The following is a 17017-nucleotide window of genomic DNA, read 5'->3' as shown; positions in this document are numbered from 1 at the left end:
GTAGCCTAATCCGCCCGCCAATTCCTGCCTGCCGGACGCCCATGCTGCTGCCCACACAAGACCGTTCCGCCCGCCGCCTGGCGCTCAGCCTGCTGCTGGCGGGCCCCTTCCTGTTCGGCCTGTGGGCCGTGCTGCTGGGCCAGGACGGCAATTGGGATTTGCGCAACTATCATTGGTACAACGCCTACGCCTTCCTGACCGGGCGCTGGGGCATGGATGTGGCGCCGGCCCAGGTGGCCAGCTTCTACAACCCCACGCTGGACCTGCCCTTCTTCATGGCCGCCCAGGTGCTGCCCGCCCGGGTGGTGGAATTCCTATTGGGCAGCATTCAGGGCGCCAACCTGGTGCTGCTGTACGGCCTGGCCTGGACGGTGCAGCGTTCAGCGACGCCGGAACGCCGCCGCGCCCTGGTGGCCCTGGCCGTCGCTGTCTGCGGCATGGTCGGGGGCGGCCAGGTCGGCTTGCTGGGCACCACCTTCTACGACAACGTCATCAGCCTGTTCGTCCTGGGCGGCATCCTGGTGGCCATTGGCGGGGAAGGGGCGGCTTGGAGCGCGCCCCATGGCCCGGCTTTCCGCCGCGCGGCGCTGGCGGGCCTGCTGGTAGGCAGCGGGGTGGGGCTGAAACAGCCCACCATCGTCTTCGCCGTGGGCACCTGCGCCGCCTTCCTGGCGGCCGGCGGCACGCCCTGGCGCCGCCTGCTCCTGGCCTTCTTCTTCGGGGTGGGCGTGCTGGCCGGCATGGCGATCTTCTCCGGCCACTGGATGTGGTTCCTGTGGAGCCACTTCCAGAACCCGCTGTTCCCCTACTTCAACAACGTCTTCCACTCCCCCTGGGGCACGCCCGACCCCTACCGCGATGACAAGTTCATCCCCAAGGGCCCCGTGGCCGCCGCCCTGTTCCCCTTCGCCTGGGCCCTGGATCCCAAGCTGGTGGGCGAGATCATCTTCCGCGATTACCGCGTGCTGGCCGCCTATGTCGCGCTGCTGCTGACCGGCCTGATGGCGCTGGTCCGCTGGCTGCGCGGGCAGTTCGCGGCCGAGGGGCCCTTGGTGGACACCTCAGGACCCGCCCGCGCCCGGCGCTACCTTCTGCTGGCCGGCAGCTTGAGCTACCTGGTGTGGCTGAAGCTGTTCGCCATCTACCGCTACCTGATCCCGCTGGAGATGCTGGCCCCCGTGCTGGTCCTGGCGGCCGTGGCCCTGTGGCCGGCGCCGGCCCGGGCGCGGGGCGCGGTCACTGCCGCCCTGCTGCTGCTGCTGACCGCCACCGGCCAGTCGGGCACCTGGGCCCGCGTGCCCTGGGGTGACCGGCCCTTCAGCGCCAAGGTGTCCGAGGTGCAGGCGCCCGTCCTTCCCCGGCCGGACCACACCGTCATCCTGATGACCGGCTACGCCCCCACCAGCTTCCTCATCCCCGGCTTCCCGCCGCAGATCCCCTTCCTGCGGCTGCAGAGCTATTTCATTCATCCGGACCAGGGCGACATCCTGCTGAACCGCCAGATGCGCCAGCGCATCGATCAGGGCATCGCCAACGGCGATGACTTCTACCTGCTGCTGGCGCATTGGGAGACGTGGACGATGGACCAGATTTTGCCACGCTATGGCCTCAAGGGCGCCGGGGAGCCCTGCCAGCCTGTCACCTCGACATTGGACGAGCCGATGATGTTGTGCCGCATCATACCGCTGCAACCTGCGGCCGGCCATGATATGAACCCCGTGAACTAACGCCTATTTCCAAGGATTACGCGCGATGGTCGACACCACCGCCTCTCTGCCCGGCCGCAAACCCACCGTGGCCGTGCTGGTGCCCTGCTATAACGAGGAAGCCGCCATCGCCAAGGTGGTCGCCGATTTCAAGGCGGCCCTGCCGGACGCGACCGTCTACGTCTACGACAACAATTCCAAGGACCGCACCGTGGAGGTGGCCCGCGCCGCCGGTGCCGTCGTGCGGACCGAGCCGCTGCAGGGCAAGGGCAACGTGGTCCGCCGCATGTTCGCCGACATCGAGGCGGACGTGTATGTCATGGTCGACGGCGACGACACCTACCACGCCGCCAGCGCCCCGGCCCTGGTCGACCGGTTGGTGACCGAGCAGCTGGACATGGTGAACGGCGCCCGCGTGACGGAGATCGAGGCCGCCTACCGCCCGGGCCACCGCTTCGGCAACATGCTGCTGACCGGACTGGTGACCTTCATTTTCGGCAAGCGCACCAACGACATGCTGTCGGGCTACCGCGTCTTTTCCCGCCGTTTCGTGAAGTCTTTCCCGGCGCTGGCCGGCGGCTTCGAGACGGAGACGGAGCTGACGGTGCACGCGCTGGAACTGCGCATGCCCATCGCGGAGGTGGAGACCCCCTACAAGGACCGCCCGCCCGGGTCGGTCAGCAAGCTGTCCACCTACAAGGACGGCATGCGCATCCTGTGGATGATCACCAAGCTGGTGAAGGAGGAACGGCCCATGCTGTTCTTCGGCGTCGCCGCCATCCTGCTGGCGCTACTGTCGATCATCCTGAGCATTCCCATCTTCATCACCTTCGTGGAGACGGGCTTGGTGCCGCGCCTGCCCACGGCGGTGCTGGCCACCGGCCTCATGACCCTGGCCTTCCTGTCGCTGACCTGCGGCCTGATCCTGGACACGGTCACCCGCGGCCGGCGTGAAATGAAGCGCCTGCGCTACCTGGAGATTCCGGCGGCGGATTTTGCCCCGCTGGGCCGGGGCTGAGCGGCGTGACCGATCTGCCAAAGGGCGATCTGCCAGAGGGCAAGCCGAAACACGTGAAGGCGGAGGTCATGTCCTTCGCCCTTATCGGCGTGGCCGGCCTGTTCGTGGACATGGGGGCGCTGTGGGTGGCCCTGAACCCCTTAGGCCTGGACAAGCACAGCGCTGGCTTCTTCTCGTACTTCGTGGCCGCCACCTTCACCTGGTGGATGAACCGGCAGTTCACCTTCACTGGCGCCAGCCGGCGGGGGGCAATACGCCAGTGGGCCAAGTTCCTGGCGGCCAACGCCGTTGGCGGCGTAGTCAACCTCGCGACCTACAACCTCATCGTCTGGCTGGACGCGCCCGCCTTCGCGGTGACCCTGCTGCCGTGGCTGCCCGCGCTGTGGCCTTATGGCGCCAAGGGCGCCGGCTCCCTGGCCGGCATGGGCTTCAACTTCGTCCTGTCCAAGATGCTGGTGTTCGGCCACAAGGCGCCCGGGGCCTGAAGCGAAACGACCAAGCGGCATGAGCGTGCTCATGCCGTAGGCCGCGACCGCGGCCGCCGGAGGTTTCCGGGGAACGAAGTGGACTGGAAACCGAGGACAGCCAAGGGGCGCATGCCCCGCCGGCGCTTGAGGCGCATGAACGAGGCACCCGAAACACACAGAACCGCCCTGCCGGGCACACCCATGGACAGGGGGCGGATCGTCGCCATATAACCGGGCATCATGGCGCGCCGGTTTCTCAAGATGCACGGGCTGGGCAACGACTTCGTCGTTCTGGACGCCCGCCACACCCCCCTGTCCTTGACGGGCGCGCAGGCGCGCGTCCTGGCTGACCGCCGCTTCGGCGTCGGCTGCGACCAGATCATCATTTTGGAACCGCCGCAATCGGCCGGCGCCGATGTCTTCATGCGCGTCCTGAACCCGGACGGCAGCGAGTCCGGCGCCTGCGGCAACGCCACGCGGTGCGTCGCCTCGCTGGTGGCGGCCGAGGGGGCCGGCCGGGACCGATTGACGGTGGAAACCATCAGTGGCCTGCTGCCCGCCGTCCGCCATGCCGATGGCACGGTGACGGTCGACATGGGCCCCGCCCGCCTGGATTGGCGGCAGATCCCGCTGGCCGAGCCGGCCGACACCCTGTCGCTGGACGTGGCCGCCGGGCCGCTGTCCAACCCCTGCGCGGTCAACATGGGCAACCCTCACGCCGTCTTCTTCGTGGACGATGCGGAGGCGGTGGATCTGCCCCAATGGGGGCCGCAGCTGGAACACCACACCGCCTTCCCCGAGCGCGCCAATATCGAGGTCGCCACCGTCGTGGCTCCCGGCCGCGTCCGCATGCGGGTGTGGGAACGCGGGGCCGGCATCACCTTGGCCTGCGGCTCCGGCGCCTGCGCCACCCTGGTGGCCGCCGCCCGGCGGGGCCTGACCGGGCGCAAGGCCGACATCGTCATGGATGGCGGCACCCTGACCATCGAGTGGCGCGAGGATGGCCATGTGCTGATGACCGGGCCGGTGGCCACGGCGTTCAGCGGCGAGTTGGATGACGCCTTGCTGGCAGGCGCCGGACGATGAGTGCCGAGCACGCTGACACTGATCATGGGCACGAGCACCGCCAGGAAGGCTCCGGCCCGGAGATTTCCGGCGAGGCCGGCGGGCCGCAGGTCGTCACCTTCGGCTGCCGCCTGAACGCCTATGAATCCGAGGTGATGCGCGACCACGCGCGCGCCGCCGGCCTGGGCCCGGTGCTGATCTTCAACACCTGCGCCGTCACTTCGGAAGCCGAGCGCCAGGCGCGCCAGGCCATCCGCAAGGCCCGGCGCGAGAATCCGGACACCCGCATCGTCGTCACCGGCTGCGCCGCCCAGGTCAACCCCGGCACCTTCGCCGCCATGCCCGAGGTGGACCAAGTGCTGGGCAACGATCTGAAGCTGAAGGCCGACAGCTGGACCAGCTTCGGCGCCGGCCAGGCGGAGCGGGTGATCGTCAACGACATTATGTCGGTGCGCGAGACCGCCAGCCACCTGATCCAGGGCATGGAGGGCCGCGCCCGCGCCTTCATCCAGGTGCAGAACGGCTGCGACCACCGCTGCACCTTCTGCATCATCCCCTATGGCCGGGGCAATTCCCGCTCCGTCCCCATGGGGGAGATCGTGACCCAGGTGCGCACCCTGGTGGATCAGGGCTACCGCGAGGTGGTGCTGACCGGCGTGGACGTCACCAGCTACGGCCCCGACCTGCCGGGCGCGCCCACCCTGGGCCAGATGATCCGCCGGCTGCTGGCCCTGGTGCCGGAGCTTCCGCGCCTGCGCCTATCCTCGCTGGACCCGGTGGAAATCGACGACGACCTGTGGCGCCTGATCGCCGAGGAGCCGCGCCTGATGCCCCACCTGCATGTCAGCCTGCAGGCCGGCGACGACATGGTGCTGAAGCGCATGAAGCGGCGCCACAGCCGCGCCGACGCCGTGGCCTTCTGCCAGCGCGCGCGCGACCTGCGGCCCGACATGGTGTTCGGCGCCGACCTCATCGCCGGTTTCCCCACGGAAACCGACGCGATGTTCCAGAACACCCTGGACGCCGTGGCCGACTGCGGCCTGACCTGGCTGCACGTCTTCCCCTACAGTCCGCGCCCCGGCACGCCGGCTGCCCGTATGCCCCAGGTGGACAAGGCGGTGCGCAAGGAACGGGCGGCCCTGCTGCGCGCGGCGGGCGAGGTGGCGGTGCGCCGGCACCTGGCCAGCCAGCAGGGGCGCATCGTCACGGTGCTGGTGGAGAAGGGCCGCGTCGGCCGTACCGAACAATTCGCCGAGGTGCGGCTGGATCGCGATTTCGCGCCGGGCACGCTCGTGGACGCCCGCATTGCCGGGCTGGATGGCGACATGCTGATGGGTTGCTGCTAATGTTCGATTGGATCAAGCGTAAGAAGCCCGCCGCCGAAGCCCCGGCCGTCGTTCCCCCCACGCCTGAAATTCCAGTCGCCGTCGAGCTTGTTTCGCCACCGGAACAATCTCCGGCGCCACCTGAGATGGCTGAGGAGCCGGTGGTGGCGCCCATCACGGCGCCCAAGTCCGCCCTGGTCCTGGACGCCGTCCCGACGGCGCCGGTGGAGGAAGCTCCGCAGGGCAACTGGCTGTCGCGCCTGCGCCGGGGCCTGTCCAAGTCCACCACCCGGCTGACCGACGGCATCGGCGGCATCTTCACCAAGCGCAAGCTGGATGATGAGACGCTGGAGGAGCTGGAGGAGCTGCTGATCCAGGCGGACCTGGGGCCCGCCATGGCCGCCCGGGTCACCGGCGACCTGGCCAAGAGCCGCTTCGGCAAAGAGGTTTCGCCCGACGAGGTGAAGCGCTTCCTGGCGGATGAAATCGGCAAGGTGCTGGCCCCTGTCGCCCGGCCCCTGGTGCTGGACGGCAACCACAAGCCCCACGTGGTGCTGGTGGTGGGGGTGAACGGCACCGGCAAGACCACCACCATCGGCAAGTACGCGCGGGAACTGCGCGCCGCCGGCAAGACCGTGTGGCTGGCCGCTGGCGACACCTTCCGCGCCGCTGCCGTCAGCCAGCTGCAGATTTGGGGTGAGCGCACCGGTGCCCCCGTGGTGGCCAAGGAGACGGGGGCGGACGCCGCCGGCCTGGCCTATGAGGCGCTGGAGAAGGCACGAGCCGCCGGCGCCGACGTGCTGCTGATCGACACCGCCGGCCGCCTGCAGAACAAGCAGGGCCTGATGGATGAGCTGCGCAAGATCGTGCGCGTCATCAAGAAGGTGGACCCCACCGCTCCCCACACCACCCTGCTGACCCTGGACGCCACCACCGGCCAGAACGCCCATTCGCAGGTGGAGGTGTTCAAGGAAATGGTGTCGGTCAACGGTCTGATCCTGACCAAGCTGGATGGCTCCGCCCGCGGCGGTGTGCTGGTCTCGCTGGCGCAGAAGTTCGGCCTGCCGGTCCACGCCATCGGCGTGGGCGAGGGCATCGACGATCTGCGCCCCTTCGACGCCCAGTCCTTCGCGGCTTCCTTGGTGGGGCTGGACGACGGGCGATGAGGTGAGCGTCTGAACGGCCGCAACGACGGCATGGGGGAGGGGGTAAGGATGCGGCGTTTGACGCGGTGTGCTGCGCTGGCTGGCCTGATGGCCGCCATCTCTTCCCCGGCCATGGCCCAGCCCGTCGATCCCCAGGCGACCTTGGATGCTTTGGACCAGGCCTTCGGTGGCCATCAGCCAGGTGCCCGCGCCGTTCATGCCAAGGGCCTGGTGGTGGAGGGAACCTTCGTCCCGTCCCCGGACGCCGCCGGCGTCAGCCGGGCGCCGCACTTCCAGGCGGGTCCGACGCCTGTCACCATCCGCTTCTCCAACTTCACCGGCGTCCCCACCCAGGCGGATGGCGACGCCATGGCCAGCCCTCGTGGAATGGCGCTGAAGTTCCATCTGGCCGACGGCACCGACACCGACATCGTCGCCCATTCTGTGGACGGCTTCCCGGTAGCGACAACGGCTGATTTCCTGGCCATGGTCCAGGCGGCGGCCGCGCGCACCCTTCCCGCCTTCCTGGCCAGCCACCCGGCGGCCCGCGCCTTCGAGGCGTTGCCCAAGCCCATCCCCGCCAGCTACGCCACCCTGGGTTATTTCGCCGTCAACGCCCTCCGCTTCACCAACGCCCAGGGCCAGGTGACGACCGGTCGCTACCGTCTGGTGCCGGAGGCGGGGCAGGCGCTGCTAACCCCCGCCGAGGCGGCGGGCCGGCCGGCCGACTATCTGGCGGCGGAGATGGCGCGGCGGCTGGCCCAGGGCCCGGCGCGCTTCCGCCTGATGCTGCAGGTGGCGGAGACCGGCGACAGGGTCGATGACGCCACCGTCGCCTGGCCGGAGGCGCGGTGGCAGGTCGACCTGGGCACGCTGACCCTGACCGGTATCGCGTCCGACCAGGACTTCCAGCAGCGCACCCTGTTGTTCCTGCCCGGACGCCTGCCCGCCGGCATCGAACCCGCCGACCCCATGGTCGACGCCCGCACCCCCATCTACGGCGCCTCTTTCCGCCGGCGCCTGGGGGAGGATGGCTGAGTGTTCCGCCGCGCAACCGTCATCAGGGTGCGCTTGACAGAGGCCCGGTCCTTGACCAACTATGAAGGATGAAGCCGCACACGGGGAAAGCCCGGTGCGGCTTTTCTATTTTTTAAAAGACTTTGCTGACGAAGGGGTCCGCCGACGGCAATCCGGCCGCAGGCGGGAAGGACCCCAGAATAAAAGAGGAGTTTTCCGATTGAACGCACCGGTTTCCCTGCAGGCTGACAAGGTCGTTACCTTCACCGACGCGGATGCCGCCTTCACCCATGTGCTGGCGCTGTACAACGACGCGGTCGGGCATTTGCGGGCCCGCTTCCAGGATTACGCCAGGGGCGAGAGTTTCACCGGCCGGGTGCGGCGTTTCTACCCGTTCGTGCAGGTGACGGTGGACCATGAGCCCCGGGTGGACAGCCGCCTGGCCTATGGCTTCGTTTCCGGTCCCGGCACCTACCGCACCACGCTGACGCGGCCCGACCTCTACGCCCATTACTACCGCCACCAGTTCCAGCAGCTGCTGCGCAACCACACCACCAGCATCGAGGTGGGGGTGAGCGACATGCCCATCCCCATCCAGTTCGCCTTCCCGGAAGGCATGCACGTGGAAGGGGACCTGCCGCCGGAACATTTGCGCAAGCTGCGCGAGGTCTTCGACCTGCCTGATCTGGCGGTCATGGACGACAGCATCGTCAATGGCACCTACGAATGCCCGCCGGGCTCGCCTGAACCGCTGGCTCTGTTCACCGGCCCGCGGGTCGACTACAGCCTGCACCGGCTGAAGCACTATTCCGCCACGGCGCCGGACCATTTCCAGAACTACGTGCTGTTCACCAACTACCAATTCTACATCGACGAGTTCGTGCGCCGGGGGCTGGAGACCATGCAGCCGTCGGACGATCCCGAGGTGCAGGCCTACCGTTCACAATACGTGGCCTTCGTCGAGCCCGGTGACCACGTGACCTTCAACCAGGCGCTGGAGCCTGGCCGGGCCAATGAGGGAGAGCGCGTCAAGCGCCTGCCCCAGATGCCCGCCTATCACCTGAAGCGGGCGGACGGGAACGGCATCACCATCGTCAACATCGGCGTGGGCCCCAGCAACGCCAAGACCATCACCGACCACATCGCCGTGCTGCGGCCCCACGTCTGGCTGATGCTGGGCCACTGCGCCGGCCTGCGTGAGACGCAGCGCCTGGGCGACTACGTTCTCGCCCACGGCTATGTGCGCGAGGACAAGGTGCTGGACGCCGACCTGCCCACCTGGATCCCCGTGCCGCCCCTGGCCGAGGTGCAGGTGGCCCTGGAAAAGGCAGTGGGCCACGTGACCGGGCTGGAAGGCTGGGAGCTGAAGAGCCTCATGCGCACCGGCACGGTCGCCACCATCGACAACCGCAACTGGGAACTGCGCGACTACCGCGAGCCGGTGCAGCGCTTCAGCCAGAGCCGCGCCATCGCGCTGGACATGGAATCGGCCACCATCGCCGCCAACGGCTTCCGCTTCCGCGTGCCCTACGGCACCTTGCTGTGCGTGTCGGACAAGCCGCTGCATGGCGAGCTGAAGCTGCCGGGCATGGCCAACCACTTCTACCGCGCCCGGGTGGACCAGCACCTGGCCATCGGCATGCTGGCCATGGAGCTGATGCGGGAGAACGGGCTGGAACGCCTGCACAGCCGCAAGCTGCGCAGCTTCGTCGAGGCGGCGTTCCAGTAATGTCGCAGCTGATCCGTCTGCTCCTGGAATGGGGCCCGTTGGTCGTCTTCTTTGTGGCCAACGCCAACGGTGGGATCATGGTCGCCACCGCCGCCTTCATGGTGGCGGCGGTGGTGGCCCTGCCCATCTATCGCAAGCTGGATGGCAAGTGGCCGCTGATGCCGCTCGTCACCTGCGGCTTCGTGCTGGTGTTCGGCGGCCTGACCCTGTGGCTGAACGATGAGACGTTCATCAAGGTGAAGGCCACCATCATCTACCTGCTGTTCGCTCTGGCCCTGGCCGTGGGCGTGGCCCTGCGCCGCAACCTGCTGGCCCAGGTGCTGGTGGGTGTGGATCTGGACCAGGACGGCTGGCGCCGCCTGACCGTGCGCTGGATGGCCTTCTTCCTGGTGCTGGCCGGCGCCAACGAGGTGGCGTGGCGCTTCCTGACCACCGACCAGTGGGTGGCCTACAAATCCTTCGTCGTCATCCCGCTGTTCGTGCTGTTCAGCATGGCGCAGGTGCCCCTCATCCTGAAGCATCAGGTGCCGGAAGCCGGGGGCGAGGCGGGCGACAAGGGCGGCGGAGCGTAAGGATGCGGAAGCGGCGGAGCGGTCTGGCGGTGGCGCTGATGCTGGGCCTGGCGGCCTGCGCCAGCAACAATGCCCAGGAACACGGCACCGCCCTGCATCATCTGGGCGGCCCCGCCGATGGGGTGGTGCTGCCGCCGGTGGAGGGCCCCCGCCAGGCCGGTGCCGACGGGGCCGATCCCCAAATCGCGCCGGACGCCACGCCGGTCCCTGGCGCCCCATCCGCCGCGACGACGGGCAAGCGGCCGGCCGCCGCCCAATCCCGGTCCACCCAGTCCCACTCCACACAGTCCCACTCCGCCCAATCTGCGCCGGCCACGGCGGCTGGGCCCTTCGCGCCGCCCCCGGACACCGGCATCCAGGAGGTGGTGGTGACGCCCTTGGACGTCAGCGGCTATTGGAAGATCACCGCCCGCTCCACCTTCGGGCTGGGCGATTCAGCCTTCTACAAGCGCTATGAGAACGACACCCACATCTGCCGGTTCGAGCAGACGCGCGACCGCCTGCGGGCCTATTGCCCCCTGCTGGACTCGGTGGGGGAGGGGGAGCTGGAAGAACGCCACCTCAGCCTGTCATGGAGCCTGGCGGGCGGCATCGCCTTCCATGTCGATGCCGAGGTCGAGGGAGCAGCGGGGCAGCAACTATCCTTCACCGGTCAGGCCAACGGCCGGCTGGCGGGCTTCCTGCCGGTGACGGCGCAGGTGCCGGCGCGCGGCGTGCACTTCGAACCGCCGGCGGACGCGGCCCCGCCCAGCCTGGCGGCTCTGCGCCAGGCCCTGGCCGACTGGGACAGCGGCCAGCTGACCCCCGGCCTCTACACCCCCAACCTGCTGCCCCGCCTGAGTAAGCTGCTGGCCCGCCCGAACCGCGCGGCGGGGCGGGGCGCCTTGCAGGGGCTGCGCTATATCGGCAGCATCGAGCGCGCGCTGAACAAGAAGGACGCGCCCGACGCCCGCGTCAGCCATGATGTCTATGAGGCGCGATACGCCAGCGGTACCTGGCTGTGCGTGGTCCATCTGGAGGGTGATGGCAAGATCAGCGATTTCGCCTGCTAGCTGCCAGGGCGGGACGCCTTCTCCCGCCCCCTCCATGTCCGCCATCCCAGGGCCGTCAGCAACAAGCCGGCGGCGAAGGCAGCGTATCCCAGCGGCATGAAGGGCGGGTGGAAGTGGAACTTCACCACCGATCGGCCCGCGGGCAGGGCGACCCGCTGGAACAGTTCTCCCTGTCGCATGACGGGGCTGTCCTGGCCGTTGAGGGTGGCTGTCCATCCCGGCAGGTAGAGTTCCCGCCGCGTCAGCGTTGCCGGCGCGGGGCAGTCCACGGTCGCCTGTACGCGCACGGTGGCATCGACCACGCACCCGTCAGCCTGGAAATAGGGCGCCGGGGGCTGGCGCATCTCATAAATGTCCATGACGGCATCGGAATAGACAGGCGCATCCACGAAGGCCGGAACGGGGGCTCCCATGCCGATCACGGCTTCCCATCCCGGCTTGGGCGCGCCGTCCAGGGCCAGGGCGCGGGGCCGGTCGGCATGGCCTTGGATGGCCCAGATGACCACCGGCACCGTGCCGCCGGACTTGCGCCATTCCAGGGTGACCGGCGCGCTGCCGGGCGGCAGGGGGTGGTCCAAGGAGATGCGGGCATAGCGGCCATCACGGGCGGCGGCCAAATCGGTGCGCCCGGTGGCGCAGACTTCGCCCCGGCACGCCATCACCAGCAAAACCCCGTCGCTCTTGTCGCCGTAGGTCCCCAGCATGACGCTGACGTCATGCACTTCATTCCCCGCCGGGTAATCCGGCACCGCCAGCGTCACCCGCGTGCCGTCGTCCAGGCGCAGGGGCTGGTGGCCAGGGTCGTTCTGGTCCTGGCCGGCATCCCATCCGAAGGGCGAAATCCCGGGCGGGGCGACCACGTATTTGACGCCCACCTCGCGGAAGGCGTCCAGGTTGCGCATCAGGTTTTGCGCTTGGCTGCCCCGGCTGGGGTCCAGGTGCCCGTAGGGGCCGAAGGTCACGCCGGTGGTGTTGTCGTCCAGATGGTCGTGGACGTAGCGCGTCCAGTCGGCAGGCAGGGGCAGGTCGTCGTGGTTCAGGCTGGCGACCCCGTAAAAGGACCCGTAGTTGGGCTGTATGGGGCCCAGGGTGTAAAAGCGCTGCAATCCCAAATTCTGCCGCAGGAAGTGGATGCCCCCCAGCTGCAGCGTGCCGGCCTTGACCGTCCACACCGCCGGTACCAGGAACAGGGCGATGGCCTCCACGACGGTGAAGGCCGCCAGGCCCAGGGCCTGGCGCCGGCCATCCAGACGCGGGAATGCCAGGACGCAGACACCAAGCGCCAAGGCCGCGGTGCAGCCAATCGATAGCCGGTACCAGGACAGGACAGCGGTATCGTTGAAGCGGCCCCATGACAGGACGGCGGCGGCCAGCAACAGCAGCGCCAGGGCGGCGGCCCCATTCCGGAAAAGCGGGCGGGCCCACAATCGCCTCATGTCGCCAGCCTGGGCCAGGTCGTGACAGGCCAGACCGGCCAGGATGGCCAGGGCGAATTCGAAAGAGGGCGGCAGATAGCGCGTGAAGATGCTGTTGGTGACCATGGGCACGGCGGTGACCAGATGGGTCAGGCCGGGCACGCCGTAGAGGGTGGCGATGGTGAAGAGCGACCAGGCGCCCAAGGCCAGGCGCAGGCCGCGCCACCGCCGCGCCCACAGGCCCATCACCGCCATGGCCGGCATCATCACGCCGATATAACCCCCGGCCCGCCCCCAGAAGACCCCGGCGTCCGGGGTGGTGGCGTCCGTCAGCCGCCCGTGAAGGTAGGGCATCAGCAGGGTGATGAGGCGTTCCTGACCCAGGCGGACATAACGATAGCCTTCGCCGCCATGGGCGCCCACGAAGGCGTGCGGCAGATATCCCAGGAAGGCGATCAGGATGGGGGCGGCCAGCAGGACGCCAGCCCCGACGCCCAGCGCCAGGCGCGCCAGGTACGACGCGGCTTGGCGGCGTTCCAGGCCGGGCAGGCGGGCTACGGTCCAGGCGGCGGCCAGCAGCCCGTCCAGATAGGCCATTTCCGGAAAGCCGGCGTACAGGGACAGCGCCACCCCCAGCCCGATCCAGCCCCATCCCCCCCGGCGTTCCCCCTCGCGGCCGGCGACCACAGTCAGACGGACATCCTCAACCCCCAGCAGGATCATGGGCAGGAAGCAGATGGGGTTGATGACAGCATTGGCCAGCCAGGCGTAGGTTCCGTTGAATTCGAACAGCAGGGCGGCGGTGCCGGCGGCCAGGGCGCCCGTGCCCAAGCGGCGCATCAGCAGCACGGTGAAGACGCCGGCGATGATCTGCATCGTGATGTGCATGTAAAGCTGGCCGTCCGGCAGGGCCAGCAGCGGCGTCAGGGGGAACAGCGCCGCCGACTGCATCTCCCCCGCCAGCGGCATGCCCACGCCTTCATACGGGTTCCACCAGGGCAGGTGGCCGGACAGCAGGTCCAGGGCCGCGCGATGCCCCAGCGTCTGGCTGGTGAAGCCGACGTTGGGGTCCAGGGACGACACCCCGTCTGCGTTCAGTCCGGTGACCAGGTCGCTGTTCATCAGGGCCGGGTTGGCCAGGCGCAGATGCAGGATTTGGTGCAGCTTGGCCAGTACAGGCATCAGCACCGCCAGGATGAACGCCGTGCGGAAACCGTTGCGGCTGTTCCGGTCAGGGGGTGTGCCTGCGGCTGCGGGCATCTGGGGCATTGGCGGTCCTGCGGCTGGAGGTCTGGGGACTGGATCCCTCAATGGTCCGTGGATTTCAAGTCCCGCAAGGCTTTACCGCCCTGGATTGAATCCCTTGCGTTTGAATCTCTTGCGTTACGGTGGGATGGCCCCGCGTTACCGCCCGGTAAATTCGGGTAACCTCCTGGTTTCGCCGCCTTGTCCTTCCCCACCGTCCTTGTAGAGAGGGCGGGCGCGCCCTCGCGCGCCATCGCCATATAAGGGGAGAATAGGGCCATGCGTAACCAAGTGATTTTGGGCGCCGCCATCGGCTGCCTGTCCTTGAGCGGCTGCGTCATCAACGCCGACGACAGCGGCCACCACTACGACATGCCGCGCACGGCCACGACCGTCTGCCGGCGCGAGGTCGACCATGTGTACGACGACTATTACAAGATCGTCTTCGACCTGCCGGTCCTGGCCACCGAGGCGGATGGTCGCCAGACTGTGGTCCAGCCCTTCACCCTGATGCCCCGCCGCGACATCACCGCCGCCGCCGGCCGCCATGTCATGCGCTGCGTCGTCAAGGACACGGCCCTGATCTCGGTCAGCGAGGATCGTTGAGGTTTCGTCGCCGGCCTTGGCCCATGCCCAGCACGAACATGGCCAAGCCGGCGGCGAGGGCGCCGTAGCCCCAACCCATGTACGGCGGGGTATAGCGAAAGACGACCTCCGACCGGCCGGCGGGCAGGTCGACCTTCTGGAACAGCGGGCCGTCGGCCGCCACGGTCTGTTCCCGGCCGTTCACGGTGGCCTTCCAGCCCGGCATAAACAGCTCCAGCCGGGTCAGCGTGGCCGGGGCGGCGCAATCGGCCGCCAGCCGTTCCCGGCTGACGGGCGCCAAATGGCAGCCATCGGCGCCGAAGTACGGCCGGGGGGCGGGCAGCGCGTCGATCTGCATCACGTCGTCGCGGAAGACGGGGCCGGCGCCTTCAACGGTTGGTCCGGCATCGGCTGGTTCGGCCGCGACCAGGGCGAAGGCGACATGGGGCTCCACGCCTGTGATCGGTCCACCGTTCAGGGTGAGGGTTCGCCCCGTATCCGTTCCCGCCGTCCACATGGCCAGGCCGAAACGCTTGCGTCCGCCCACCCGGCTGACCGCCAGCGTCAGGGGCGCGTCGCCCGCCAGCGGAACGGCTTCGGACAGCGGAACCAGAATGTAGCTGCCACCGACGACGTCCGATAATGCGTACCCGCCGTCGGCGCACATCGTGCCGACGCATAGGCGCAGTGTCAGGCGGCCGTCGGCGGCGCCGTTTTTCAGGGAACTGACATGCAGGCCCACGGCGGCCACATGGCCGCGCCTGGCATCGAAGGGCATCCTGCCGGCGCCCGCCGGCAGGGTGAGGATCGCCGTATCCCCGTCGGCCAGGGCGAGCGGACGTTGGACCTGGTCGACCATCCCGGGGGGAGCCCAGTCGAAGGGACCTTTGCCTGGTATGGAAACGACGTAGCGGACGCCCATGTCGCGATAGGCGTCCGGGTCGCGCCGCAGATTGTCGATCGCGCTGGGCCCCGTGGCGGAGAGGCGGTCCCGGCCGTCGAAGGCGATGGGATACGTGTTATCGTCCAGCTGCTGAACAACATGATCCACCCAGGCGGCCGGCAGGGGCAGGTTGTTATGGTTGAGGCCGGCAATGCCGTAGTAGGCGCTGTAGTTGGGTTGGATGGGACCCACGGTGTAAAAGCGCTGCAGGCCCAGATGGCTTCGCAGGAAGCCGATGCCTTCTTCCCGAAGGACACCGGCGCTCGGGTAGAACAGGGTGGGTATCAGCAACAGCAGCACCGCCTCGGCCACCGCAAGGCCACCCAGCCAGCGGGCGCGGCGGTGGCTTTCCAGAGTGGGCCGGCGCAGGATGGCGGCCATGCCGGCCAGGACCATCGCAGTCACCGCCAGCGAGCCCCACAGCCAGGGCGTACGGTAGGGCTTCAGCGCCAACAGGGGAACGGCCAAGCCCAGGGCAAGGGCCGTGAAGGCCATCACCGCCGCGAAACCAAGCCATTGCCGGCGTGTTGGCTTCGACGCCTCCGCCAGATCCTGGCAGGCCAATCCCGCGAGGATGGCCAGCGCGAAGGACACAGAGGGGGCGAAGTAGCGAAAGAACACGGCCCAGCCGACGCCTGGGATGGCGGTCACGACAGCGTTGACCACGGGCAGGCCATAAATGGCGCCTGTGACGATGGCGACCCAGCCGGCCAGGGCCAGGCGCAGGGAACGCAGATGGCCTCCAACCGCGCCGATCATGCCCAAGCCAAGCAGGCCGACACCGGTATAACCACCCACCGCCCCCCAGAAGCCGAAGCTTTCCGCCGTACCGGGGTCGCTTAGCCGGCCCAGGCCGTAGGGCAGTACCAGCGTGATCAGGCGGGCGGCGGACAAATGCACATGCCGGAAGCCGCCGTCGCTGTGAGCGCCCAGGTCGGCGTCCGGTAAATAGCCCAGGAAAGCGACCAGGATGGGACCCGCGACCAGCAGGCCGCCGACGGCGCCCAGCGCCACTCGGGCGAGGTAAACCGCACGCTGCCGCCCGGCAAGGCCCGCCAGCCGCGCCAGCGTCCAGACGGTGATCAGCAGGCCGTTGAAATAGGCGACCTCGGGAAAACCGGCATAGAGGGACAAGGCCAGCCCCAGAATGATCCAAGGCCAGCCGCCTCGCGCGCCCGCCTGGACGCGGCTCCGCACGGTTTCCACGCCCAGAAGGGTCATGGGCAGAAAGCAGATCGGGTTGATGACGGCGTTGGCCAGCCAGGCGTAGGTCCCGTTGAACTCGAACAGCAAGGCCGCCACGGCGCATGCCATCGGCGCCAGGCCCAGCCGCCGCAGCAGCAACCAGGTGAACAGGCCGGCCAGGACCTGCAGGCTTATGTGCATGTAGAGCTGCCCATTGGGCAGGGCCAGCAGCAACGTTGGCGGAAACAGGGCGGCGGACTGCATGTCGCCGGCCAACGGCATGCCGATGCCGGAATAGGGATTCCACCAGGGAATGGTGCCCGACAGCCAGTCCAGCGCCGCGCGGTGGCCCAGGGCTTGGCTGGTATAGGCGATGTTGGGGTCAAGCGTGGACAAGCTGCGCCGCAGCACCCGGGCGGCGATGCCGCTTTCCAGGAAGCGGGCATCGGCCAGCCGCCAGCCCAGAATCAGGTGCAGCTTGGCCAGGATGGGGGCGATGAGGACAAGGAACAGCGGCCTGCGGCTGTTGGCGGTATCTGATGTCATCG

13 protein-coding genes are annotated in these 17017 nt (G+C 68.6%); 11 read left to right on the top strand and 2 right to left on the bottom strand.

The window, feature by feature from the left end:
• Positions 1–41: 41 nt before the first annotated feature.
• The 10 genes from Y958_RS11000 to Y958_RS10955 all read left to right on the top strand — a co-directional run bounded on the left by Y958_RS11000 (position 42) and on the right by Y958_RS10955 (position 11096).
• On the top strand, positions 42–1727 hold the full coding sequence (locus Y958_RS11000) for a hypothetical protein (RefSeq protein WP_244909263.1): 1686 nt from the start codon (positions 42–44) through the stop codon (positions 1725–1727).
• 25 nt (positions 1728–1752) lie between these two features.
• Positions 1753–2724, top strand: coding sequence for a glycosyltransferase family 2 protein (locus Y958_RS10995; RefSeq protein ID WP_088872010.1), 972 nt, complete (start codon positions 1753–1755; stop codon positions 2722–2724).
• A 5-nt stretch (positions 2725–2729) separates the two neighbouring features.
• Positions 2730–3209: a GtrA family protein gene (locus tag Y958_RS10990; RefSeq protein WP_088872009.1), complete on the top strand. Its 480-nt coding sequence runs from the start codon at positions 2730–2732 to the stop codon at positions 3207–3209.
• Between the two features lie 222 nt (positions 3210–3431).
• The gene (dapF, locus tag Y958_RS10985) at positions 3432–4277 is read left to right on the top strand and encodes a diaminopimelate epimerase (protein ID WP_088872008.1); all 846 of its coding nucleotides are present in this window, start codon (positions 3432–3434) and stop codon (positions 4275–4277) included.
• On the top strand, positions 4274–5602 hold the full coding sequence (mtaB, locus tag Y958_RS10980; RefSeq protein ID WP_244909262.1) for a tRNA (N(6)-L-threonylcarbamoyladenosine(37)-C(2))-methylthiotransferase MtaB: 1329 nt from the start codon (positions 4274–4276) through the stop codon (positions 5600–5602). The genes dapF and mtaB overlap by 4 nt, the downstream gene beginning before the upstream one ends.
• Before the next feature lie 125 nt (positions 5603–5727).
• Complete coding sequence (ftsY, locus tag Y958_RS10975; protein WP_326487095.1) at positions 5728–6747, top strand: signal recognition particle-docking protein FtsY; 1020 nt, start codon at positions 5728–5730, stop codon at positions 6745–6747.
• Between the two features lie 48 nt (positions 6748–6795).
• On the top strand, positions 6796–7764 hold the full coding sequence (locus tag Y958_RS10970) for a catalase family peroxidase (RefSeq protein WP_211098485.1): 969 nt from the start codon (positions 6796–6798) through the stop codon (positions 7762–7764).
• Between the two features lie 199 nt (positions 7765–7963).
• A complete protein-coding gene (locus tag Y958_RS10965; protein WP_088872006.1) occupies positions 7964–9472 on the top strand; it encodes an AMP nucleosidase in 1509 nt (502 codons plus the stop codon).
• On the top strand, positions 9472–10044 hold the full coding sequence (locus tag Y958_RS10960; protein ID WP_088872005.1) for a septation protein A: 573 nt from the start codon (positions 9472–9474) through the stop codon (positions 10042–10044). The genes Y958_RS10965 and Y958_RS10960 overlap by 1 nt, the downstream gene beginning before the upstream one ends.
• A gap of 2 nt (positions 10045–10046) precedes the next feature.
• On the top strand, positions 10047–11096 hold the full coding sequence (locus Y958_RS10955) for a hypothetical protein (protein ID WP_088872004.1): 1050 nt from the start codon (positions 10047–10049) through the stop codon (positions 11094–11096).
• Here Y958_RS10955 and Y958_RS31950 read toward each other — a convergent pair.
• Positions 11093–13780 (bottom strand): glycosyltransferase family protein, encoded by a 2688-nt coding sequence (locus Y958_RS31950; RefSeq protein WP_088872003.1) that lies wholly within the window; start codon positions 13778–13780, stop codon positions 11093–11095. The two genes, Y958_RS10955 and Y958_RS31950, sit on opposite strands and share 4 nt — an antisense overlap.
• 255 nt (positions 13781–14035) lie before the next feature.
• On the opposite strand from Y958_RS31950, the gene Y958_RS10945 reads away from it, so the two are divergent.
• Complete coding sequence (locus tag Y958_RS10945; protein WP_088872002.1) at positions 14036–14362, top strand: hypothetical protein; 327 nt, start codon at positions 14036–14038, stop codon at positions 14360–14362.
• On the opposite strand, the gene Y958_RS10940 is transcribed toward Y958_RS10945, so the two are convergent.
• Entirely contained in the window at positions 14346–17015 is a 2670-nt protein-coding gene (locus Y958_RS10940; RefSeq protein ID WP_088872001.1) for a UbiA family prenyltransferase, read from the bottom strand. The genes Y958_RS10945 and Y958_RS10940 overlap by 17 nt on opposite strands.
• Positions 17016–17017 lie beyond the last annotated feature (2 nt).

The organism is Nitrospirillum viridazoti CBAmc, assembly GCF_000730165.1.
Classification (GTDB): domain Bacteria; phylum Pseudomonadota; class Alphaproteobacteria; order Azospirillales; family Azospirillaceae; genus Nitrospirillum; species Nitrospirillum viridazoti.
Note: the sequence above shows the minus strand (reverse complement) of the source record. Positions and strands in the feature narration are given on the sequence as shown.